This is a genomic window from Terriglobia bacterium (assembly GCA_020072645.1).
GTDB lineage: Bacteria > Acidobacteriota > Terriglobia > Terriglobales > Acidobacteriaceae > Angelobacter.
This window is the reverse complement of the sequence record JAIQGK010000009.1, coordinates 1-22563: the sequence shown is the minus strand read 5'-3', so window position 1 is coordinate 22563 and position 22563 is coordinate 1. Positions and strand designations below refer to the sequence as shown.

Below are 22563 nucleotides of genomic sequence, written 5' to 3'. Positions count from 1 at the left end.
GCGAGCGCTTGGCCCACTTTGGGTCGTGGGTGAATCTCGTCTTCTGAAGGGATCTCGTTGACGGGAGGTTTCCCAAAATGGAACGCTTAGTCTCTTGTTTTCAAGGTTTTATAGAGAATTTTTATTGACTCCTAAATCGGAGTTGCTGTATGTTTGCCCGCGTTCCACTCGCTTGGCTTTGTGCCCGCAATGAGCAAGCAGAGGAACGCTTGAAATTTCCCACCCGTTCACCTTTGGCAGACAGGCCCTAATCGTCTGCAGTACGGCAGAGTTCTCGCTACAGAAAGTGCACTTCCACAAAATCTAGGAGGAACTCGCAATGACGAGGCGGAACATCTCTGTTGTAACACTTACAATCGCAGCGCTTTTCCTGGCAGGAGCAGCGTTTGCCCAGGTCACCGACCCGGGAGTTCGGAGCTCGACGGGAGTTAATGCCGGCCAGCCCCTGGCATCTATTTCGGCCAATGCCAGCGATCTGGCTTTGTTCAATAGCGGACTCGGGCAGTTCAACGAGCATCAAACGGTCACGGGAGACAACGTTGGTCTCGGACCCCGCTTTAACCTTGATTCATGCGGTGGATGCCATTCTCAGCCGGCACCCGGCGGGACTAGCCCCAGCGCCAATGTCTTTCCCAGTGTGGGACCTAACCCTCAGAGCCAGGTGATTGCCAACGGCACGGTAAGCAGCAGCACCAACGCCATCCCATCTTTTGTTACAGCCACCGGCCCGGTGCGTGAAGCCCGTTTCCCGTTTTTCTTTAACGCCAACGGCACGGTCAATGTTAATAACCCGAACGGCGGAGTTGAGGACCTGTTCACCGTGAGCGGACGCGCCGATGCGGCGGGTTGCAGCCTGACGCAGCCTGGCTTTGCCCAGGCAACTGCGGCCAACAACATCATCTTCCGTATTCCCACGCCGCTGTTTGGCTCGGGATTGATAGCGAACATTGACGATTCAACCCTGCTGAAGAATCAGGCGGCCCAGGCTGGCAATGCTTTTGGCGTCGCTGGGGCCTTCAACCGCAACGGCAACGATGGCACCATCACCCGCTTTGGCTGGAAGGCGCAGAATAAATCGCTCCTGATCTTTGCCGGTGAAGCTTACAACGTCGAAATGGGCGTCAGCAACGAACTCTTCCAGCAAGACCGTCCGCTGCCGGGCGAAGGTGGCGCTGGCGGATCCGGCCTAACCGGACTTCCGACGGGCTGCCTGAACCTTGCACATGTCGGCTACCCGGAGGACATCACTCACTCTGATGGAACCGACGCCTCGACCAGCTCCAGCGACGTAACGCTGTTCGCGGTCTTCATGGAAGACCTGGCTCCGCCTACGCCTTCCACCACCGTTCCCGGCGGCTCGACTTCGATCGCCCGCGGACGTACGCTCTTTACTTCCGTTGGCTGCGCCGTATGCCATACGATATCGCTCACTACTCAGGCTTCGCAAAAGACCGCGGGCTTGAGCAGCGCCACCGCCAACCTGTTCTCCGATCTTGAGGTCCACCACATGGGCACAGGGTTGGCGGACAACGTATCGCAAGGCGGAGCCGGTGGAGACCAGTTCCGCACAGCGCCATTGTGGGGTCTGGGACAGCGGATATTCTTCCTGCACGATGGCCGCACCAACAACCTGGTCACGGTCGTCAATGCCCACGGCAGCAACGGCTCGGAGGCGAACGCCTCGCTCAACGCCGCCGCCGCTCTGAGCTTGACAGACCAACAGAACCTGATCAATTTCCTACGTTCGCTGTAAGCGGGCAATTTTGATCACAAACTCTCCGGGCGGGGCCGAAACTGGTCTTGCCCGGTTTTAAGAACAGTATTGGGTCGTTACAGTAGTTCCAAGGATGGTGAAGTATGCAGTACAGACGTTCGGGTTTCCTGATCATTATTTGCCTATTGCTATCATTCGTAGGCTGGGGTCAAAGCATCCAACCAGCCCAGATCCAACCAGCCCAGGAATCCCCCGCTCAAAATGCCCCGACGCAGAATGCCCCGGCGCAAAATATCCCGATCCAGCCAGATTCCCCAATGATTGGCGGGTCGATGAATGGTGGAGATTTTTCCACTGTTACCCATCCTAAGCCTGAGGCAATCGTCCCCAAAGACACCATCATCGTCAAGGGCGCATGGTCGAGTGCCAGCGATTCCACAACTCCGTTGCCGGAAGCCGCTGCCCTGACGAACAATGTCTTCACCGACGAATATTTTGGTATCACCTATCCTCTGCCGTCGGGCTGGATGCAGAAGTTCACGCCACCGCCTCCGTCGGATTCCGGCAGGTATGTGCTGGCGCAGCTAGGCCGGAGCGGTAGCTTCCAACTGGGCCAGAGCGATAGCTCCAAAGGGGAGAACACGGGCAGTATCATGTTCACCGCCCAGGACATGTTTTTTACGCCGCTGCCCGTCGCCAATGCGCGGCAGTTTGTGAACTACTCCAAAAACCATTTGCCAGAATACTATCAAGTGGAACTCAAGCCCACGCAGACCACAATTGGCGGCCAATCCTTCACGTTCTTTGCTTATTGGTCTCCGGATGCGGAGCTGCACTGGTACGTATTGGCTACCCAGATTCGCTGCCACGCTTTGGAAATCGTATTGATGAGCCGTAATTCCAAGGCGCTGCAGGATCTGGTCCTGGATATGAGCAACAAAATGAAATTGCCGGCGGAAGCCAGCTCAACCGGAGGCACGGGCGGGGGCAATGTCCCCGTGTGCATTAAGGATTACGCAGCCGGTGAAAACGTACTTGAGCGGGTTGAGCCCGTGTTTCCACAGCAACGGCATAACCCAGTGCCTGTGCGCATCATTATTGATAAGGAAGGCAAGGTCACGCACATCCACTTTCTGAGCGCGTATCCTGAGCAGCAAAACGTCATCAGTGATGCCTTGAAGCATTGGAAGTTCAGACCTTTCGAACGGAACGGGCAGCGATTCGAGGTTGAAACCGGCATCATGTTTGGCGCAGCCCCTCCGGCTGTTCTGGCGACTGACCGGGCGATGGACTGATCTAGGCCAAAGACATGAGAGAGTTTTCGAATTAGTCTTCAGGTCCTCGGCGCTCGGGATTTTCTAAAGGATTGGGAAAGAAGAATTGTTGCGGGATGTGATCCCTGGGAAACATTGTTTTATGAAGATCGGTTCTGGAATCAAAAACGCTTTCTTGTTTGTTTGCTGCTTTTCCGCGCTCTCAGCGTACGCAGCCGATGTTATCAACGGCACGGTGCGCAACCAGACCTCCGGCAAAGCAGCCGCCGGCGATGAAGTCATCCTGCTGCGTTTGCAAAATGGCATGGAAGAGGAAGCCAAAACGAGAGTCAATGCCGCAGGTGCGTTTAGCTTGCCTGTCTCCTCCGCCGATGTTCCGCATATTGTCCGCGTAGTGCATCAAGGCGTCAACTACGATCAAACCGTGAGAGTCACCGGAGCGCTTGAGGTCGCTGTTTACGATTCCGTGCCGCGCATCCGCAACCTACAAGGGAACCTTGGCATCGCGGAGGTGGAATCAGACGGAGAAACGCTGAAGGTCACGGAGATGTACAGCATCGCGAATGAATCCGTTCCGCCGGTTACGCAAGCGGGGCCGCGCAACTTCGAGATTTCTATTGCGCCCAAAGCCACGCTGGATTCGCTGGTGGTGAAGAAGGGTAGCGGCGTCTGGGTAAATCTTGCGCCTGTTCCCATTAAAGGGCAGCAAGGGCGCTACGCCGTGGATTTCCCCATCAGGCCGGGAGATACGCTGTTCAAATTTGTTTACCACCTTCCTTACAGCGAACCGACCAGGTTGCAGGTAAAGCTTCCGTATCCGATCAGGAATTTCGCCATCATGCATCCGCCTTCTATGTCATTCAAGCCGTCGTCGGTCGCGGCTTTCACTAGTCCCGGTATGGCGCAGGGACTCCGTGTGGAACAGGCAGTTGGCAAGCCGGTGCGCGACGTGGCTGCGTTTGAGATCTCAGGGATTGGCTTGGCGGCAACGACCCAGCCAGCAAGAGCTTCATCGACCATGAGTTCTCCTGCTGCTGTTGGCTCCCTCAAGCCTGAGACGCCTGCTGCAGTCACCCTTCCTGTAGTTCCCGGCTGGCAAGAAAATCCAATGTGGATACTTTTTAGCGGGGTTGCCGTGCTTCTTACAGCACTCGCGTACGTGATCTGGAAAAAGCGAAAAAGAATGGTTTAGCTCAGAGTTGGGCGCCTTTGCCCGACAAAGGATCATCAAAGAAGTTCGCAACAAGTAGGAAGGTTTCTTGTTCTCTACCGGTGGCGTGTACGCATCGCATCCGAGCGAAGGATGAAGACTGTTCCCAAATTGGAAATTGAAAATTCAATTTCAGTTTGAGGTTTCTTGACCTTGCTCCTTCTCTCCGATATAACTTTTCTCCATCTGGTAATGGGAAGCGCGGTGAGAATCCGCCACTGCCCCGCAACTGTATGCGCTGAGAACCTGGGCAACATGCCACTGGATGGTCTCCATTTAACGCCTGATGTTGGCGTGAATGAGCGAGGACGATCCGGGAAGGCGCTTCAGGTTCATTGAGGCGTAAGTCAGGAGACCGGCCAGATGCCCGTCAAGGGCGTTCCGGCTGCGCAGGGAGAGCCGGAGAGCTTTCTTGCGATTTCTCGGGTTCGATTTTACTGTTGCAAGTTGTTACTGACCGCCAAGCCTCTTGCCGCTCAGTTTTTTGCAATCGTTCGACCGATCCTCAGTTCAACGTGCTGATCTCCGATTTGTTGCACGCGCAAGAATGCCCTCCACTCCATCGGGCCGCCTGCGTCCATTGACTACTTCCGCGGGAGGAGTCTTACTGATGAAATCGCTCTTTTATGCCAGTCTTGTGCTGGCGCTTGCACTCGCAGCTATCTCAGCCATCGCCGAGGGCGGCATCATTCACGGAACAGTCACGGATCCTCTTGGCGCCGTCGTTTCCGGCGCTCAAGTCGAGTTGCTTCGCCAAGGCAAACAAGTATCTGTAACCACGACGGATTCCGAAGGGAAGTATAGATTCCTGCCCCTTCCGGCCGGACGCTACCAGGTCAGAACCACCGCGCCATCCTTCGCGACGCAACAAAGTGACGCCATCTACATTGGAAGCAGCAGCAATGCTGCGCTTGATATCACCTTGAAGGTTGGCAGCGTGTCCCAGCAGGTAGTCGTTTCCGCCACGGGCACCAGCCTGCCGGAAACGCAGACAGGCGCTTCAGTGTCCGTGGTGAACTCAGATCAATTCCAGCACAAGCCGGAAGTGCTGGAGACGTTGCGGCCAGTTGCGGGCGTTCAGGTCCTGGAAAGTGGCCAGCGCGGGATCAGTGAATCTCTTTTCATACGCGGCGGAGAGAGCAAATTCAACAAAGTCTTGCTGGATGGCGTGCCCCTGAATGAAATCGGCGGGACGGTTGATTTTGGCGGAATCTTCACCACTGGGATCGACCAGGTTGAAATCCTTCGCGGCCCCAACAGCGTGCTTTATGGCGCTGACGCGCTTTCTGGCGTGGTGAACCTGACTACGTCACAAGGCTCAACCTTCACTCCGCAAGTCAGCTATGCGTTTGACGCAGGAAACTTCAACAGCCTGCATAACGATCTTTCTTTCGGCGGCATCTTCCGGCAGATCGATTACTTCTCAGAGTTTGCGCGATACGATGGCGGCAATATCTCCAGCAATCCTAACTTTCACAATGGAACCTATGCAGGCAACTTTGGCTGGTCTCCCGGCGCTTCCACCAGCTTGCGTCTGACGGTACGTCGAGTGGCCGCAAAGGTTGATGTTCCCAACGCAATCGATTTCTTCGGCATCCCTGACGATTCTTTTCAGACGGAAGACAATACCTACATCGGCGCGACGCTGCAGAACCAGACTACCTTGCACTGGCACAATCTGCTGCGTTACGGCGCCATGCGCCAGAACTCGGAGTTTGTGAATCCATCACCGACGGGAATACCTGATCCTTTTGGAAACTTTCTTGGGAATGTGCTGACGATTCGGGGGGCCAACGGATTCAGCACCACAGGCCAAGCCATTCTGGACTTTGCGGGCGACTATCCCCAGCATTTCTTTATCCTGAATAATAGTGACCTGCTTACGTTCCAGTCTGATTATTCGTTCGGCACTCGCCTGACCGCGCTCTTTGCTTTCCACTTTGAGAACGAACGCGGGCCCAAACCGGTGGAGCGGACCAACTATAGTTACACCGGAGAAGTGCACGGCAATTTGTGGAACCGGCTCTACGCTACGCTTGGCGTAGGGGTGGAGAAGAATGCGGTGTTCGGCGTGGCCGCCACACCTCGGGCTTCGCTAGCCTACTACCTTGTGCGGCCGAGTGCCAGCGGTGTACTTGCCGGCACCAAACTCAAATTCAATTACGGGCAGGGAATCCAGGAGCCGGACATTTTTTCCGCCAGCAATTCTTTGTTCGGGTTGCTATCGCAACTGCCAGACGGTCCGCAGCTGATATCACAGTTTCATGTAGGCCCAATTGGGGCGGTGCGGTCGCGCAGCTTTGACGGCGGCATTGAACAGCTCTTCTGGGATGGCCGCGCAAAGCTCGCTCTCACCTTTTTTGATAACCACTTCTCCGACGAGATCGAATTCGTCAGCCAAGACGGGCTTGCCTTGCTTGGTGTCCCTGCCGAGGTGATTGCGCAGGCGCCTTTCGGCGCCAGTGTCAATTCGCTGGCTACGCGTTCGCTCGGCGCGGAAAGCGAACTCGAACTCAGTCTCGGCCACGGCTTCACCGCGCGCGCTGCTTACACGTATCTCGATGGCATCGTCCGCCGGTCTTTCTCCAGTGATGAACTTTTTCCTTCGTTCAATCCTCTGTTTCCAACTATTCCAATCGGTGCCTTTTCCCCGCTGGTTGGGAACCGGCCTTTCAATCGCGCTCCCCATGTTGCCAGTGTTTATCTTGGGTATGCCCGGCGCAAGTTGGCGCTTGCTCTGAGCGGCAACTTTGTTAGCCGTCGAGACAGCAGCACGTTTCTCTTCGACTCTTCGTTTGGTTCGACTATGCTCCTTCCCAATCGAAACCTGGCCGAGGCCTACCAGAAGATTGACGTCAGCGGCAGCTACCGTCTGAACCGTTATATTCAGATTTACTCGGCCATCGAAAACCTCGCCAGCCAGCACTATGATCCGGCTCCGGGCTTTCCTGCGTTGCCGTTCAACTTCCGCAGCGGGATCAAAGTCACGATTGGTGGAGAAGGGCCCAAGTAGATCAGCGGAATCTTCGCGAAATCGGCGATGAATGCCGCGCCGGATTTTTTGCCGGAATTAGCAAAGTTCTACTTTTTAAAAGTTATCGTATTGCGATACAATGCCAGCTGCGAGATCCTCGCGGAGCGTACTTTCCTATCCCCCGGGTCTTGATTTTTCCATGTTGAGTTGTGCTCACAAGTGGGTCTTTGCGATTGGGCTCCTGGCGGTGCTCGTGGTATTTATTGCACCTTCTGTCGATTTGCCGGCGACGGCGTTGCGCGCCCAGCAGAATGCTCAATGCATCATGCTTGGGATAACTCTTCTCAGAGCAGCGATTCTTTTCGCAATGGTCCTGTTTTTTTACAGGCGCGACAATCTTTGTACGTCGTTGAGGCCCGTCGTTCGCCTGCACCCTTTGCTCTGCACGTTTCTTTGTTAGTTACCGCACCGGCCTTTTCGTCGCTACAAATTTGTTTGCACATGGCTTCTGAAAAAACCTCACTGGTGGGTCGCTAATGTTTACAGTTCTTTCTTTTGGTCACGATCGGTATCGCTTGCTTTCTCGCCATAAAGTCCTTGTTGCCGCAGGGTTTCGCGTGAATTCCAGGGACAATCGAGACGATGTCCTGCGACTGCTGAAATCACATCGGTTCCATGTTGTGGTGATTGGGCATCTTGTTCCCATGGAAGACCGCAATGAGGTCGCACGGCAAGGCAAGTTCCTGCAAAATGCGCGCGTCATCTTTCTCTACAGAGACAGAATCGCTGGAGCCGAACTGGCCGATGCCGTGCTCACCGTGGACGGATCGCCAGAGGACTTAAATTCAACGGTGTTGCGGCTGGCCCGTGGGAATATCGAGGATGCGGACTGGTCTACGAATGTGGTCTGACTGTGAAATTATTGGTCGCCAGCCGTGCCGTTTCTCTTGAGCTGCCTGGTGACCAAAGGCCATCTACCAACGACCTCATGCCAGCAAGCCATTGTTGACCCTATGATTGTGGGTGGAAGGGCCGTTCGGACCGTACTCCCCATGGAACTTGCAGCCGAGACTAAACTGAACACCGCACAACATTACTCGCCGACGTCCACGCCTGTGCTGGATGTCTTCCGCCCTTTGCCGCCACAGACGAAAGAAAGCCTGAGCGCGGGCGAATACTTTCTTGCCAGCAGCCTGGCGATTCTGATTCTGGTTGCGCTGCCCAGCCTTCGCTCCGTCATTCAAATTGCGCCGGGATATTGGGCCGCCCTGATTCCAGTGATTGCTGCTCTAAGCGCCGGTTTTGCCCACGAAATGGGCCACCTCCTGACTGGATGGCTTTTTGGCTTTAGCGTCAAGCAGATCAAAATTGGCGCGCTACATTTGGGCAGGCACGCGCGTTGCGGTGAACCCTATTGCGGAGACGTGATTACTCTGGGCGCTTCTGTACTTGAGCCGCGCGTGAGCAATCAAGATGACGCTACGTTGCGCCGCCGCTTATTGTTCTTGATGTTGGGAGGCCCAGTCGCCAGCATATTGCTGGCAGGAGCGCTGGAAGCCATTTACTACATCTTTGAGCCCGGCTTTCTTGTTGGTTTCAGTCTGCATGTAGGAGCGTCATTCTCCGGGCTGATTGCGATTGCTGCTTCTCTGCCTGACGTGAATCGACGCGGCATCTTTTCTGACGGCGCACGCCTTCTGATGCTGCTGCGCAAAGACGCCAAGGCTGAGCGCTGGCTTTCCAACATTCGCTGCCAGATGGCGCTGAATCAGGGCCGCCATCCGCGCGACTGGGACCAGGGCTGCGTCTCCCGCGCCGCGGCGGTCTCTGACGATTCGCGCGATGCTTATCTTTCACGCTGGTTGGCTTACTTGTGGGCCGCTGAACGCCAGGACATCACCTGTGCTACCAAATATCTGGAAGGCGCGCTGGAAGTTCTTTCCTACGCCACGCCCAAGATGCGCGATCATCTTTTTCTTGAGGCGGCAGTTTTTCAGGCATGGTTCCGCGACAATCCTTCCAAGGCTCTGTTCTGGGTTTACCGTATCCGCAACAATAAGCTCACGCGACTGCAAAAGCAGCGGCTGGATATAGCGTTGCTCTGGGCAGAGGGTCGCCTGTTCGATGCCTGGGAGAAGCTGGGTACGGGATATCTTGCTGAATTGCGCGCGTTGCCGGTTTCCCCGGGACGCACGCTAGTGGAAGAAAGCGCCGCGGAGTGGAAGCGCCAGATGGAGTCGCGCATGTTGACGCGCGCGTGGCGCAGCATGTTTTCGATCTCAAGCCAATTGGAGCCTTCTGCGTTGCAGGCGGCCTTTGAGTCGCCGGAAAAGCACAAAATGGCTTCGTGGTAAAATTTTCACGTGTCCCCTTTCCGCAAACTGCAAGGCGGACGTGTAAAATCGCGGCCACGCCAAAGCGCTACTCATCTCGTCATCATCACCGGCATGTCAGGTTCCGGAAAAGCTTCAGTGCTCAAGGCATTTGAAGACCTGGATTATTACTGTGTCGATAACCTTCCCATTGACCTGATTCCGCGTTTCGCCGATCTGGCAAAGCAGTCCGCGGAAATCGAAAAAGCCGCGCTGGTGGCCGATATTCGCGAAGGCGAGCAACTCAAGCGCCTGCCTAAGATCATCCAATCGCTGCGCAAACAGATCAAGACAACGGTGCTTTTTCTTGAGGCCTCTGACGAAGCGCTATTGCGCCGCTTCAGTGAGACGCGCCGCCCGCATCCACTGGGCAAGGATTCCACCGTGAAGAAAGCGCTCCAGCAGGAGCGCCGCCTGTTGCAGCCCATTCGCACGCTGGCGGATATTGTGGTGGACAGCTCAAAGTTTAACGTGCATGAACTGCGTTCACACATCACGGCCAAGTTCACCGCCGGCAGCACGGACAAAGACATTATGGTTTCGGTCGTCAGCTTTGGCTACAAGGCTGGCGTGCCCAATGATGCTGATCTGCTCTTTGACGTGCGCTTTTTGCCGAACCCCCACTTCATTCCCGCGTTCCGGCCTTATACCGGACGCCATCCGCAGGTGGCCAAGTATATTCGGTCTTTCCCACAGACACAGGAGTTTATCGATCGCATCTCCGCGTTGCTGGTTTACCTGATGCCGCATTATGTGCGCGAAGGCAAGAGCTATCTGACCATCGGCTTTGGCTGCACCGGAGGCCAGCACCGCTCTGTCTTTATTGCGGAAGAAGTAAAGAAGCTGCTGGCTAGGGCTGGATATCCGGTGAAGGTTATCCATCGCGATTCACCCCGGTAACTGACAATACTTTACATTCATTCAGTTGGCCGCATTTCAGCCGCACTCCTTTAGAATGGGAGCAATGTTTTCTGCCGCCAAGGGTGTCGTATGCGACAACTGACAAGATTGCTCGCGTACCTGCGTCCTTACGCGCCGCATTTCATCGGCTCTGTGCTGTTGATGGCCGTTGTCGGCGCCATGGAAAGCTTCCGCATCATTTTGATGGGGCCGATCATTGATAAGGTCCTGAACCCCAAGAGCCCAGGGCGTTCACTCACACTGTTGCCCAACCTTCCCGGCACGCACCACGTGGTTTATCTACAGGATTTTGTTCCCCAGCATTTCCGCAATCCTCTTACGGTGGTCGCCGTGGCTCTGGTGGGGACGGCCCTGATCAAGGGCGTTTGTGACTACATTGGCACTTATCTGGTGAATCACGCAGGCTTTGGCTTGATCACGGACCTGCGCAACCGCCTGTATGACACGATTCTCCGGCGGTCGATTTCATTTTTCTCCCGTCATTCCACTGGCATGTTGGTTTCAACCGTCGTAAATGACGTTGAAAAAGTGCAGGTGACGCTCACCATTGCGCTGGCCGAGTTCCTGCAGCAGTTGTTTACCCTGCTCTTTCTTGTTGGCGCGGTGATTGTACTGGGACACAAGCTGGCGTGGGTACTGCTGATCTTTGTTCCGTTTGTGATTGTTTCCGCCGGCAAGATCGGACGGCGTGTACGCAGCACGACGCGCAAAGGCCAGGACAAACTGGCCGATATCCAGAACATTCTGCATGAGAGCATTGCCGGCAACCGAATCGTGAAAGCCTTTGGCATGGAAAATTGGGAGAGCAGCCGCTTTCATACCGCTGCCAGAAAGCTTTTCCGCGCTAATTTGAAATCGGTTGCGGCGCAGGCCGTCAGTTCGCCGCTGATGGATATAGTCGGCGTGCTGGCCATCGCGCTGCTGCTTTGGGTGGGCCGCAACCAGATCAACAGCGGCGCCATGACGCCCGGCGTTTTTATCGCGTTTATTATCGCGGTCTTCCGTCTTTACGATCCCGTGCGCAAAATGGCGTTTTTCAATAACAGCTTTCAGCAGGCGCTGGGGGCGTCACAGGAAATCTTCCGTTTTATCGACGAGGAAGATGACATCCAGGAGCGGCCTGACGCGATTGCGCTACCCGCTTTTCGCGAGCGCGTGCGTTTTGAAAACGTCTGCTTCTCTTACGGCGGCGCGAATGGTCCGGAAACGGAAATTCTGCACAATGTGAACCTAGAAACACGCGCCGGAGAAGTTGTGGCCATCGTGGGTTCCAGCGGCGCGGGCAAGACCACGCTGGTCAATCTGATTCCGCGCTTTTTTGACGTAACTTCAGGCGCGGTCAAGATTGATGGACATGATATCCGTGACGTGACGCTGGCCTCATTGCGCGCGCAGATTGGCGTAGTGACACAGGAAACCATCCTTTTTAATGACACGGTGCGCAACAATGTGGCTTATGGTCAGCCGCACGTTACCGGAGAAGCTGTGATTGAAGCCGCCAAAGCGGCGCTGGCGCATGATTTTATTCTTCGCTTGCCCGAAGGATACGACACCATGATCGGCGAGCGAGGATTGCGGCTTTCCGGCGGAGAGCGCCAACGCATCGCGATCGCCCGCGCGCTTCTGAAGAACGCGCCAATCCTGATTCTGGACGAAGCCACCTCGTCGCTTGATACGGAGTCTGAAGCGCTGGTGCAGGGCGCATTGCAAAACCTGATTTCCGGCCGAACAGTGTTTGTGATTGCGCACCGGCTGACTACGGTACGCCATGCTGACCGTATTGTGGTACTGGAGGGCGGACGTATTGCCGACTCCGGCACACATGAGGACCTGCTGACCCGTCTGGGAACCTACCGCAAATTATATGAATTGCAGTTTATGGAAATAGACCCCAAAATGGTTGACGAACCCGGCATTGCCGTCCGTGAAGCCCAGATCAAAAATTAGGTCCTAAAAACTAAAAAGGTCCAAGAAAATAACTATGTCCATCCGATCCATGACCGGATTTGCGCAGGTAAAGTCTCAGGCAGGCGAAGGCACTTCATTTACCCTGTCGTTGAAGTCCGTGAATCATCGCTTTCTTGATCCCCAGCTACGCATGCCGCTGGAGATGGACGAACTGGAGATGAAGATCCGCCGCGTGCTAAAAGAACGGCTGGCCCGCGGGCACATTGACGTAACGCTGGGCGTGGAGCGCCGGGGCGGAGCGGGCTATGAATTCAATCGCGAACTGGTAGGCGGTTACGTTGAGGCGTTCCGCAAGGCGTCGCGCGAATTCGGCACCACCGGCGAGCCCGATTTGAACAATGTGTTCCGCATGCCCGGCGCACTGGGCGCGATGACTCCGGTGGACGGCAATTTTGAAACGTCAGTCCTGGCGGCGCTGGAACAGGCAATCCAGAAGCTGAATGCTATGCGCGAGCAGGAAGGCCGTGGCATGGAAGCCGAACTGCGCCGCCGGCTGGATTCGCTGGAGAAGGCCACGAATGAAGTGGACAAGCTCCGCGCTGCCGTTTCAAAAGCCTACATGGAAAAAGTCCGGTCGCGCATGCTGGAACTGATTGAAAACGCCGACGAGGACCGTGTGCTGCAAGAGGCCGCCATCCTGGCCGAGCGCAGTGACATCCAGGAGGAGCTGGTCCGCCTGAACACTCACATTGATCACTTCCGCAAGCTGCTGAACCAGGGCGGCGAAGTGGGCAAAAAGCTGGATTTTCTGTTGCAAGAGCTGAACCGCGAAGCCAACACGCTGCTTTCAAAAACTTCTGGCGTGGCAGGCGAGGGGCTGCGCATTACCGAGCTGGGATTGCTGATGAAATCGGAGATTGAGAAATGCCGCGAGCAGGTACAAAACCTGGAATGAGCAGCATCCGATACATCATCTCCGCGCCTTCCGGTTCCGGCAAAACCACGCTGGTGAATGAACTGCGCCAGTACGTGCCGAACCTGGAATTTTCTATCTCTTACACCACGCGCCTACCGCGCGGCAGCGAGCAGGATGGCCGCGAGTATCACTTCATTACGCGCGAAGAATTTGAAGCGATGATTGCGCGCGATGCCTTCCTTGAATACGCGCAGGTGTTTGACAAATACTATGGGACCGCCCGCTCAGTCTTGCAGCACGCGGAAGAGCACGGCCATGATTTGCTGCTCGATATCGATGTGCAGGGCGAGCGCCAGGTGAAAAGCAAAATGCCGGATGCAGTGAGCATTTTTGTCCTGCCGCCCAGCCGGGCAGAATTGGAATCGCGCCTGAGAAAACGCAGCCAGAGCGAGAATGTTCTTGCCGAAGACGTCATCCGTCGCCGCCTGGACGAAGCCCGCCGCGAGATTGAGAACTATCCCAACTATGACTACATTCTGATCAATGATCGCCTGGAGCAGTCGGTAGACCAATTGCAGGCGATTGTCCTGGGTGAGCGCATCCGGAGGTCTGGGAAACCGCCTTCCGCGGCGGAAAAACAATATCTGGCGACGGCCGAAAAATGCCTGAAGGCCAACATGGAAGATAAAATCAGGGGAATTCTGGCCACGTTTTGAAGGCCGTGGTTTTGCCTGGAAGGCTGTAATGTCCCTGTATTCTGTAGTGAGCTAGTCATCTCAAACCCAAGCTCGATTGTTACTATAGGGTTCCCTCGCCTCGCTCGGGATACACAAAAAGAAAAAGCGTCCCAATCCTGCCACTATGACTCTATTTCCAAGCAGGCTACAATTTTTGCTATGAAGGTCGCTCTGGGAGTTACGGGGGGAATAGCCGCGTATAAGGCGGCTGAACTGGTCCGTCTATTGCAGGATCGCGGCATCCGCGTACAGGTGGTGATGACACGCGCAGCGCAGGAGTTTGTCCGTCCGCTGACCTTTGCTGCGCTGAGCGGCGAAAAAGTGATTACCGATCTGTTTGGCGCAGGCGCTGAAGAACCTAATATCGATTCTGCGGTCGAACACATCGCGGTGGCCCAGGCGATTGATGCATTGGTTGTTGCGCCTGCTACTGCCGACGTGATCGCCAAATTCGCCCACGGCGAAGCCAACGATTTTTTAACGACATTGTTTCTTGCCACCACTGCACCGGTCGTTGTGGCACCCGCCATGAACGTAAACATGTGGGAAAACGCCGCCACGCAGGCCAATATTCAAACGCTGAAGGCCCGTGGAGTTGCGGTTGTAGAACCGGACAGCGGTTACCTGGCTTGCGGCATGGTGGGAGCAGGGCGGCTGGCTGCGAATGAGACGATTGTCTTGGCAGTGCTCAAGGCCTTGAAGGCGGAGCAGGACCTTGCTGGGGAGACTGTATTAGTCACGGCGGGGCCCACGCGCGAGCCGATTGATCCGGTGCGTTACATCGGCAATCGATCCAGCGGGAAGATGGGCTATGCGCTGGCGGAAGCGGCGTTGCGCCGGGGCGCAAAAGTCATTCTGATCTCTGGGCCAACGGCGCTCAAGCCCCCGTCATCGGCGGAAGTTGTTCAGGTGCAGACGGCGCAGCAGATGCGTGATGCCGTGACGGCGCATTTTGAGCGCGCGACAATCGTGATCAAAGCTGCCGCGGTGGCGGATTTCACCGTGCGAGCGGCCGCCGACGAAAAAATCAAGCGCAAAGGCCCCATGACGCTGGAACTCGAGCCCACCATCGACATCCTGGCCGAACTGGGCGCGAAAAAAGGCAGCCGCATCGTTGTGGGCTTTGCCGCCGAAACTACTGATGTGCTAGCGAACGCGCGCAAGAAGCTGGAAAGCAAATCGCTGGACGCCATCGTGCTCAATGACGTCTCGCAGCCCGGGATAGGATTCGACTCAGAACGCAACGCCGTCACGATCCTTACACATGCTGGAGCAGAGACCGTGCCGGAAACGAGCAAATGGGAAGTCGCGCATCGGGTGCTGGATGCGGTTGTGAAGGTCAAACTGGAACGTACACGGCTCGGCTTTGAACAAAAAACCAAACCTCACCACAGATAACACTGATAGCACTGATTTACACGGATCAAAAAGTTCAAATAGGACCACTTCCAATTTGTAAATCCTTGTCATCCGTGGTGAGATTTGTTTTTATGTGAAAAGCAACACGACTCCAGCAATCCAGATAAAAAGTCGCTAGTGCTTATGCCCGCCTTGGCTTGCCAGCCGGTCTACGGCTTTGCAGGTTCCATCACCACCAGCTTGCGAAATAAAATCAGGATCAACAGGAGCATTGGACCGGCCAGGATATGGAGCGACTGAAATGCAGCGGCAGCCGGCCTCGCCTAATGACACATTCTTGAGAATGTATTCTGATGACTCGGACTTCACCAGCACCTGCTGCGAACTCATTGGCTGTTTGTCAATCGAATAAGAGTCTTTCACCGAATATCCCATTCCGCTAAATGCGGGATATATCCCGTAATTATTTTTCAGCCAATCGGCCAGCGGCTTGAGCTTGGGATCATCGTAGAGCTTGGCTGCATAGTTGAAGGTTTGCGCGAGTGCGGAAGGAACTTCCCTCACTGGAGGATCGCTGAACGCCTTTGCAAAGCACGCCATCTGCGTGGCAGGATCACTGGGGGCGTTCTCACAAGCGCCGGGAGGCAGGGGAACATCACGCTGGACTGCCAGAAACACATTGGGCCATGTAGCTAGAACGGCATCCACCGCTTCCGGATGCGGCGGACGGCAGCGCATGGCTACCAGCACCTTTCCATCATCGTTCACCAGTCCTGAATAGTAGGGCATTTCTGCAAGCTTGAGCGGCGGCGAGTAGAGTACGGTAGCCGTGGTGAAAGCACGCAAAGCTCCAGGAGCGGAAAGCTTTGTAATCTGTGTAATAACTGTGCCTTTGCTGGGAAAGATCAAGCGCAAGTAATCGCCCGGCAGAGACTCGCGTACTGAGCCGGAAACCACGACCGGAGCCGGTGGCCGCGCTTGAATGGAATCCGGCGTCGCAGCACGATGATGAGCCGCGCAGCCAGTAGCGAAAAAGCCTAGGCAGGAGCAGACAAGAACAAATAAAGAGCGCATAAGATACTTCCTTAGAAAAGCTTGCATTGGGAAATAGAACGCTATTTATGCTGTGATTCCTTCGTTATGATCCGCGCCCGCATCAGGATCGTCAACCGAAAAGGGCCAAGACTCAGCCTTTACACCATTCATCGAGCGGCGGCTAGAAACAAACACGGAGAAAAACAAAAAGGTCCTGACGCCGTTTACTTCTTTTGCCTAACCATTTATTTTTGCTTGCAGCCATGCCCAAGTCCCTCGATCCGCAAACTAGGAAACATCTTGCCGCCCGCGTGAAATATTACAAAGAGATGGGCATCCATGATTTCTATCGCCAGCCCATCGACCAGAGCGCTGAACTGGCATTGCAGCCGGTAGCTGAGAGTACTCCTGAGAGCGCACCGATGAAGACCCAGATTTCGCCGTCGTTACCGCCCGTGGTCGGCGACAAGCCTTCGGCACTGAAACTAATTCGTGAAGACATAGGCGACTGCACGCGTTGCCGACTGCACAAAGGACGTACCAACCTGGTATTTGGCGTGGGCAATGTGAATGCCGACCTGATGTTTGTTGGCGAAGGCCCTGGCGCTGATGAAGACGCGAAAGGCGAACCGTTCGTCGGGCGCGCAGGACAGCTCTTGAACAACATGATTTCCGCCATGGGAATCAAGCGCGAAGACGTTTACATTGCGAACGTAGTGAAGTGCCGGCCGCCCAGTAATCGCACGCCGGAAAAAGATGAGTGCGATACCTGCTCACCTTTTCTCATGCGGCAAATTGACGTGATCAAGCCCAAAGTCATCGTTGCGCTGGGCGCCGTGGCGGCCAAGAACCTGCTGGCTGTGAATGATTCCATGGCCAACCTTCGCGGACGCTGGTATGACTTTCGAGATTCCAAGCTCCTGGTGACGTACCATCCGGCGTATCTGCTGCGCGATCCGCGGCAGAAAAAGGAAGCGTGGAAGGATCTGCAGATGGTGATGAAGTATCTGGGATTGAACCCGCCTTCGGCCAAGAGCACGCCTGAGTAGTATCGGGCGATAGCCAAACTCCGGAAGGGCAGTCGCCGCCACGCCGCTCAGCTCTTCCCGTACAATCTTCTCTTAGCTCATGCCCACCTTTTGCGACGTAGCATTGCCAGTCCCGCTGGACATGGCATTCACCTACAAAATTGCCGAGCAGCAGCCGGTAGTAGGTGGACGTGTGCTCGTGCCGTTTCGCAACCAGCGCATCTCCGGCGTGGTGACGGCGATTCATGATCACGCACCTTCCATGCAAGCCAAGACCGTGATCCAGGTGCTGGATACCGAGCCCGTCTTGGATGAAGGGTTGATGAAGCTGGGGCAATGGATCGCGCAGTATTACCTGGCTCCGATTGGCGATGTGTTTCGTGGCATGTTGCCGCTTGCCGCCGAGATCAAGAAGGCTAAGCTCTATCGGATCACTGAAGTTGGTTACGAGGCGCTGCATGCTTCAGCCACCGCGGGCTCGTCGCGCCGATCGAAACAGGACATTGACACGCAGATGATTGAGTACGCGGTGCTCGATTATCTGTCTATGTCTGACGAGGCGCTGGAAGGAACGATCCGTTCCGCCACGGGCGCGAACCGGCAAGTGCTCGATCTCTTGCTGCGCAAGAAATGGATTGCGCGGGAAGACGTTTCTTCTGTCCGCGACGCGCAACGGACAGTGCAGGTGGCTGTTCTCAAAGAGCTTTTTCCTGGAAAACCAGGCGGCAAGCTGAATGAGAATCAGCAGAAGATCGTCGCGTTGCTTCAGCAGCAGGCAGGCAGGGTATTGGTGGAGCAAATTCGCGAGCTTGCTGTGCCGCGCACGACGCTGCAAACGCTGGTCAAGCGCGGCATCGTGGAACTGGTGGAGGAGCAGGCTGATTTCAGCGTCAGCAGCATGAAGAAGCGCGGGCCCTCACACCTGGACTTTATCTTTAACGCGGAACAGAAAGCCGCGCTGACGGCGATTCAAAGGTCGGTGGCAGAACAGAAATTTTCAGTCTCGCTGCTGCACGGGGTCACCGGCTCGGGCAAGACGGCGGTTTATCTGGCGGCGATGCAGGCAGTGCTGGAGCAAGGGCGTGCGGCGATCTTGTTGGTGCCGGAGATTGGGCTCACGCCAGCCGCTGCGGCGAATCTGCATCAGGTGTTTGGGGATGAAGTCGCCATACTGCATTCGGCGCTTTCTGCCGATGAGCGCGCGGAGCAGTGGCACCGCATAAGGCGTGGCGATGCGCGGATAGTAGTCGGCACGCGCTCAGCGGTTTTTGCGCCGGTGGAGAATCTGGCGCTCATCGTGGTGGACGAAGAACACGACAGCTCATACAAGCAGGAAGAAACGCCGCGCTATAACGGACGGGATGTTGCGGTAATGCGCGGCAAGCTCACGAACGCAGCGGTGGTGCTGGCTTCGGCCACGCCCGCGATTGAGTCCTACCACAATGCAGAGGCAGGGAAGTATCGGCTGATTGAACTGAAAGAGCGCGTGGAGAGGCGGCCGCTGCCTGAAGTCGAGCTGGTGGACATGCGATCTGAGTTTCAGCAGACCGGCGAAGACCAGATTTTTTCCCGCCAACTCATTCAGGAAGTGACCGACCGGCTGGATCGCGGCGAGCAGGCGATGGTGTTGCTGAACCGTCGAGGGTATTCATCGGTTGTTCTATGCCGCGCTTGCGGTGAGACGCTGCAATGCAAGAACTGCACGATTGCCATGACCTATCACAAGGCCGCGCACCGCATGGAGTGCCATTATTGCGGCTATCGGCAGGCGGTTCCCAAGCGCTGCATGGCGTGCAACAGCGAGCACATTTTCTTTCTGGGAACGGGGTCAGAGAAAGTTGAAGAGCGGCTGCACGCGGCATTTCCGCAGGCGCGCATTGGCCGCCTTGACCGCGACACCGTGCGCAATCGGCATGACTTTGAGCGGGTGCTCAACCAGTTTCATGCGGGAGAAATCAATCTTCTGGTCGGCACGCAGATGATTGCCAAAGGGCACGACGTTCACGGCGTCACGCTGGTGGGCGTAGTTGGAGCGGATTACGCGCTGGGATTTCCCGACTTTCGCGCCGCCGAACGCACGTTTCAATTACTGACACAGGTCGCTGGACGAGCGGGCCGCGGTGAAATTCCAGGGAAGGTAGTGTTGCAGACATATCATCCCGATCACTACGCGATCCAGTTCGCGCAGCAGCACGATTACGCCGGCTTTTATGAGAAGGAAGTGCGCTTCCGCAAGTGGATGCACTATCCTCCGTTTTCTGCGCTGGCCAATGTGCTGGTACGAAGTGACAAGCTGGAGCAGGCGTTGCGCTGGACCGGACAGCTAGGCAAATGGTTTGAGGGGACACGCAATGAAGGTGTGCGCGTGCTGGGGCCTTCAGCAGCGCCGATTATGCGGCTGAAGCGCGATTATCGCTATCACTTCATCCTGAAAGCGGCGAGCAGGGAAAAGCTGAATGCATCGTTGCGAAGAATGCTGGGCTTTGCCGATGGAGAAAAAATTCCGCGAACGAATGTCATTGTGGATGTGGACGCGATCTCTCTTTTGTGAGAAAAGCGCAAACTACTTGGACGGCTGTTGCTGGCGCTGTGCCCGATAGTCATTCAACACCTTGCCCAGTCCCTGATCGCCGAACGGCGCAGGAATAAGCGTTAGCGCCAACATCAGCAAAGCAAAAAATGCCAGCACGCGGCGCTTGGCATCGAGCGGCGGCATCAGAGGTACGTCTGGATGGCGGCCGCCGGTAAAGCGCAACACCACGGCCCAGAGAAGCCATCCTGCCCAGTAATACCAGCTCAGCAAAAGCAATACCAAAATGCTCAGCATGGATACAGGCCGATGCAGCCGCGGATTCACCGCAAAAATAATGTGTCCGCCATCCAGCTGGCCCCCCGGCAATAAATTCAGTGAGGTCGCCAGCATTCCCACCCAGGCTGCCATCGCCATAGGATGCAGATACAGTGCGCTCACAGGAGCCTGAGCCACCGCTGCGTGGCTTCCCATCGCAGCCATGATCCAGTGCCCGAGCTTAAAGATCAGTGGAAAGCCCAGCAGCATGCTGGCCTTGGCCGGATCGGAAGAAGCGGCAGCCGCAGCGGCATCGCCGGTGAGCAGTTTGGAGGCCAGCAAGCCATAGAACATTACTGGCACCGCAACAATAAAACCGGCGATCGGACCGGCAATGCCAATGTCGAACAAATCAGCGCGGCTCTTAATGGGCGACTTGATGCGGATAAAAGCTCCCAGCGTCCCAATCAACGTGGGCGCAGGGATAAAAAATGGCAGCGTGGCAAAAACTTTTCGTCGAATGCAATAAACGTAATGTCCCAGCTCATGCGCCGTGAGAATTCCCAAAAGAGACAGAGAGAACGGAAGTCCCATCAACAGCCGATGCCAATCCTGCAGCGCCCATTGCCATGGCCAGTAATCCAGATCGTCTGTAAAGAGGCCAAGGTTGCGGTTAAACGTGTCCTGCATGTGCGCGCCGATGCAGAGCGTGGTAAAGATCGTTGCAAGAAATAGCAGCGCGTGCAGCCAATAACGCCGTTTCGGCGGATGAACTACAACGACAGTAATTTCCCGTCGTTCAGGATCAAAAACGTGGTATTCCTGCGAAAGCGGCTGGATGTCCGACATGAAACGAATAGCCCTGGAAACTCAAAAGCTGCCGCGTGGGAAAGCGGGTCAACTGCTTAGTCGATGGACTGCAACTCCTTTCCCGGCTTAAAGCGCACGGCCTTTCCGGGAGGAATGTTCACCTCCGCGCCTGTGCGCGGGTTGCGGCCGATTCCGGTTTTGCGCGGGCGCACGTTAAACACGCCAAATCCGCGCAGCTCAATGCGTTCGCCCCCGGCCAGGGCCTTCTTCATGCTTTCAAAAACGGTTTCCACGGCCAGCTCGGCCTTGGTTTTGGTGATGCCGGTTTTGTTGACCACTTCGTTAATGATATCGAGCTTAATCACAGGTCAGCTCTCCTCAATTTTACAGAAAGGGCGTAACTTGCAGATATTATTGGACTTTTACGCATGTTGTCAATGGAACAGTTTCGCCTATAAGATGGCTTGTTTGGCTCTGCACCAAATCCCCGCAAAACCAAGGAACCTTCTAAGAAAATGGCAATCAAAAGCGACCGCTGGATCCGCCGCATGGCGCAAGAGCATGGAATGATCAACCCTTTCAACGATCGCCAGGTGCGTGAAGGCGTGATTTCTTATGGCGTTTCGTCTTACGGGTACGATCTGCGCGTGGCCGACGAATTCAAGATCTTCACCAACGTCAACTCCGCCATTGTCGATCCCAAGAATTTCGACGAACGGTCCTTCGTCAGCGTGCAGGCGTCGTCCGTGCTGGTCCCGCCCAACTCTTTTGCCCTGGCGCGCTCGGTGGAATACTTCAAGATTCCCCGCGACGTGCTGACCATCTGCGTCGGCAAGTCCACTTATGCCCGCTGCGGCATCATCGTCAACGTGACGCCCTTTGAGCCCGAGTGGGAAGGTTTTGTCACGCTTGAGATTTCCAACAGCACACCCTTGCCGGCCAAAATCTATTCCAATGAGGGCCTTTGCCAAATCCTCTTCTTCCAGGGCGACGAGCCTTGCGAAACGAGCTACAAAGACAAAGCCGGGAAATACCAGAAACAGACGGGGATTGTGCTGCCGAAGCTCTAACGTGCTCGTGGAGCGTGGGCGCCCTCGCCCGCGGACGCGATGGCTCATGTGGCACCGCCGCCCTCGGCGGTGTCCGGTCTTTCCGATGTCGCCCGATGTTTCCGATTTTCCGGCCTCGGGCCGTTCCCCGCGGTTAGGTTTGTTTTCCGATCCCGTGCGATGTCGGCGATGACGCGCGATTCAAATAAGCCGCGCGGCGCAAAATCGCCGCGCCTCAACTTGTCATCGTGAGCGAGCGGCGCAGCCGGGAGTCGAACGATCTAAGTCGGCGAAGCCCACTTTGCAGCCCTCTGCCTGCGTCCTTCAGCCTGAACAGCCGGGCAGATCCCTGACACTTTAGACCGGGCACATACCTGACACTTTCTCTTCCACTAGGTTGAGGGGATGGGGTGCAGGGGAAGGGGACGCTTCCCCTTTCCCTGCATTAGTCTTTGTAGTCAACCCCTG

Annotated in this window: 17 protein-coding genes and 1 riboswitch; of the genes, 14 read left to right on the top strand and 3 right to left on the bottom strand. The window is 55.8% G+C overall.

Translation table 11 applies throughout. From position 1 onward, the window contains the following. The first annotated feature begins 319 nt into the window (after nt 1-319). The 11 genes from LAO76_13565 to coaBC all read left to right on the top strand — a co-directional run bounded on the left by LAO76_13565 (nt 320) and on the right by coaBC (nt 15424). Entirely contained in the window at nt 320-1753 is a 1434-nt protein-coding gene (locus LAO76_13565; protein ID MBZ5491954.1) for a thiol oxidoreductase, read from the top strand. 104 nt (nt 1754-1857) lie between these two features. Beyond that, nucleotides 1858-3009, top strand: a complete 1152-nt coding sequence (locus tag LAO76_13560; protein MBZ5491953.1) for an energy transducer TonB — start codon at nt 1858-1860, stop codon at nt 3007-3009. A gap of 121 nt (nt 3010-3130) precedes the next feature. Continuing rightward, nucleotides 3131-4180 carry a hypothetical protein gene (locus tag LAO76_13555; protein ID MBZ5491952.1) on the top strand — a complete coding sequence of 350 codons (1050 nt, stop codon included), beginning with the start codon at nt 3131-3133 and terminating at the stop codon, nt 4178-4180. Nucleotides 4181-4368: 188 nt separating this feature from the next. After that, nucleotides 4369-4577: riboswitch (cobalamin riboswitch) on the top strand. Between the two features lie 231 nt (nt 4578-4808). Beyond that, nucleotides 4809-7211 carry a TonB-dependent receptor gene (locus tag LAO76_13550; GenBank protein ID MBZ5491951.1) on the top strand — a complete coding sequence of 801 codons (2403 nt, stop codon included), beginning with the start codon at nt 4809-4811 and terminating at the stop codon, nt 7209-7211. Between the two features lie 497 nt (nt 7212-7708). After that, complete coding sequence (locus tag LAO76_13545) at nt 7709-8083, top strand: hypothetical protein (GenBank protein MBZ5491950.1); 375 nt, start codon at nt 7709-7711, stop codon at nt 8081-8083. Nucleotides 8084-8224: 141 nt separating this feature from the next. Continuing rightward, nucleotides 8225-9526 (top strand): hypothetical protein, encoded by a 1302-nt coding sequence (locus LAO76_13540; protein ID MBZ5491949.1) that lies wholly within the window; start codon nt 8225-8227, stop codon nt 9524-9526. 93 nt (nt 9527-9619) lie between these two features. Continuing rightward, nucleotides 9620-10444, top strand: coding sequence for an RNase adapter RapZ (gene rapZ / locus LAO76_13535; GenBank protein MBZ5491948.1), 825 nt, complete (start codon nt 9620-9622; stop codon nt 10442-10444). Nucleotides 10445-10534: 90 nt separating this feature from the next. Beyond that, nucleotides 10535-12412: an ABC transporter ATP-binding protein/permease gene (locus LAO76_13530; GenBank protein MBZ5491947.1), complete on the top strand. Its 1878-nt coding sequence runs from the start codon at nt 10535-10537 to the stop codon at nt 12410-12412. A gap of 34 nt (nt 12413-12446) precedes the next feature. Continuing rightward, nucleotides 12447-13328 carry a YicC family protein gene (locus LAO76_13525; protein MBZ5491946.1) on the top strand — a complete coding sequence of 294 codons (882 nt, stop codon included), beginning with the start codon at nt 12447-12449 and terminating at the stop codon, nt 13326-13328. Further along, the gene (gene gmk / locus LAO76_13520; GenBank protein ID MBZ5491945.1) at nt 13325-14005 is read left to right on the top strand and encodes a guanylate kinase; all 681 of its coding nucleotides are present in this window, start codon (nt 13325-13327) and stop codon (nt 14003-14005) included. Before LAO76_13525 ends, gmk begins: the two co-directional genes overlap by 4 nt. A 180-nt stretch (nt 14006-14185) precedes the next feature. Further along, entirely contained in the window at nt 14186-15424 is a 1239-nt protein-coding gene (gene coaBC / locus LAO76_13515; GenBank protein ID MBZ5491944.1) for a bifunctional phosphopantothenoylcysteine decarboxylase/phosphopantothenate--cysteine ligase CoaBC, read from the top strand. Nucleotides 15425-15559: 135 nt separating this feature from the next. On the opposite strand, the gene LAO76_13510 is transcribed toward coaBC, so the two are convergent. Then, nucleotides 15560-16459: a hypothetical protein gene (locus LAO76_13510; GenBank protein MBZ5491943.1), complete on the bottom strand. Its 900-nt coding sequence runs from the start codon at nt 16457-16459 to the stop codon at nt 15560-15562. Between the two features lie 290 nt (nt 16460-16749). Between LAO76_13510 and LAO76_13505 the strand changes: the two genes are divergently transcribed. Beyond that, nucleotides 16750-17469 (top strand): uracil-DNA glycosylase, encoded by a 720-nt coding sequence (locus tag LAO76_13505; protein MBZ5491942.1) that lies wholly within the window; start codon nt 16750-16752, stop codon nt 17467-17469. 79 nt (nt 17470-17548) lie between these two features. Continuing rightward, nucleotides 17549-19999: a primosomal protein N' gene (priA, locus tag LAO76_13500; GenBank protein MBZ5491941.1), complete on the top strand. Its 2451-nt coding sequence runs from the start codon at nt 17549-17551 to the stop codon at nt 19997-19999. 12 nt (nt 20000-20011) lie between these two features. Here the strand turns inward: priA and LAO76_13495 are convergent, their stop codons facing one another. Next, entirely contained in the window at nt 20012-21085 is a 1074-nt protein-coding gene (locus LAO76_13495; protein MBZ5491940.1) for a site-2 protease family protein, read from the bottom strand. Between the two features lie 56 nt (nt 21086-21141). After that, a complete protein-coding gene (locus tag LAO76_13490) occupies nt 21142-21411 on the bottom strand; it encodes an integration host factor subunit beta (GenBank protein ID MBZ5491939.1) in 270 nt (89 codons plus the stop codon). Nucleotides 21412-21561: 150 nt separating this feature from the next. Between LAO76_13490 and dcd the strand changes: the two genes are divergently transcribed. Further along, complete coding sequence (dcd, locus tag LAO76_13485) at nt 21562-22116, top strand: dCTP deaminase (GenBank protein ID MBZ5491938.1); 555 nt, start codon at nt 21562-21564, stop codon at nt 22114-22116. The last annotated feature ends 447 nt before the right edge of the window (nt 22117-22563 follow it).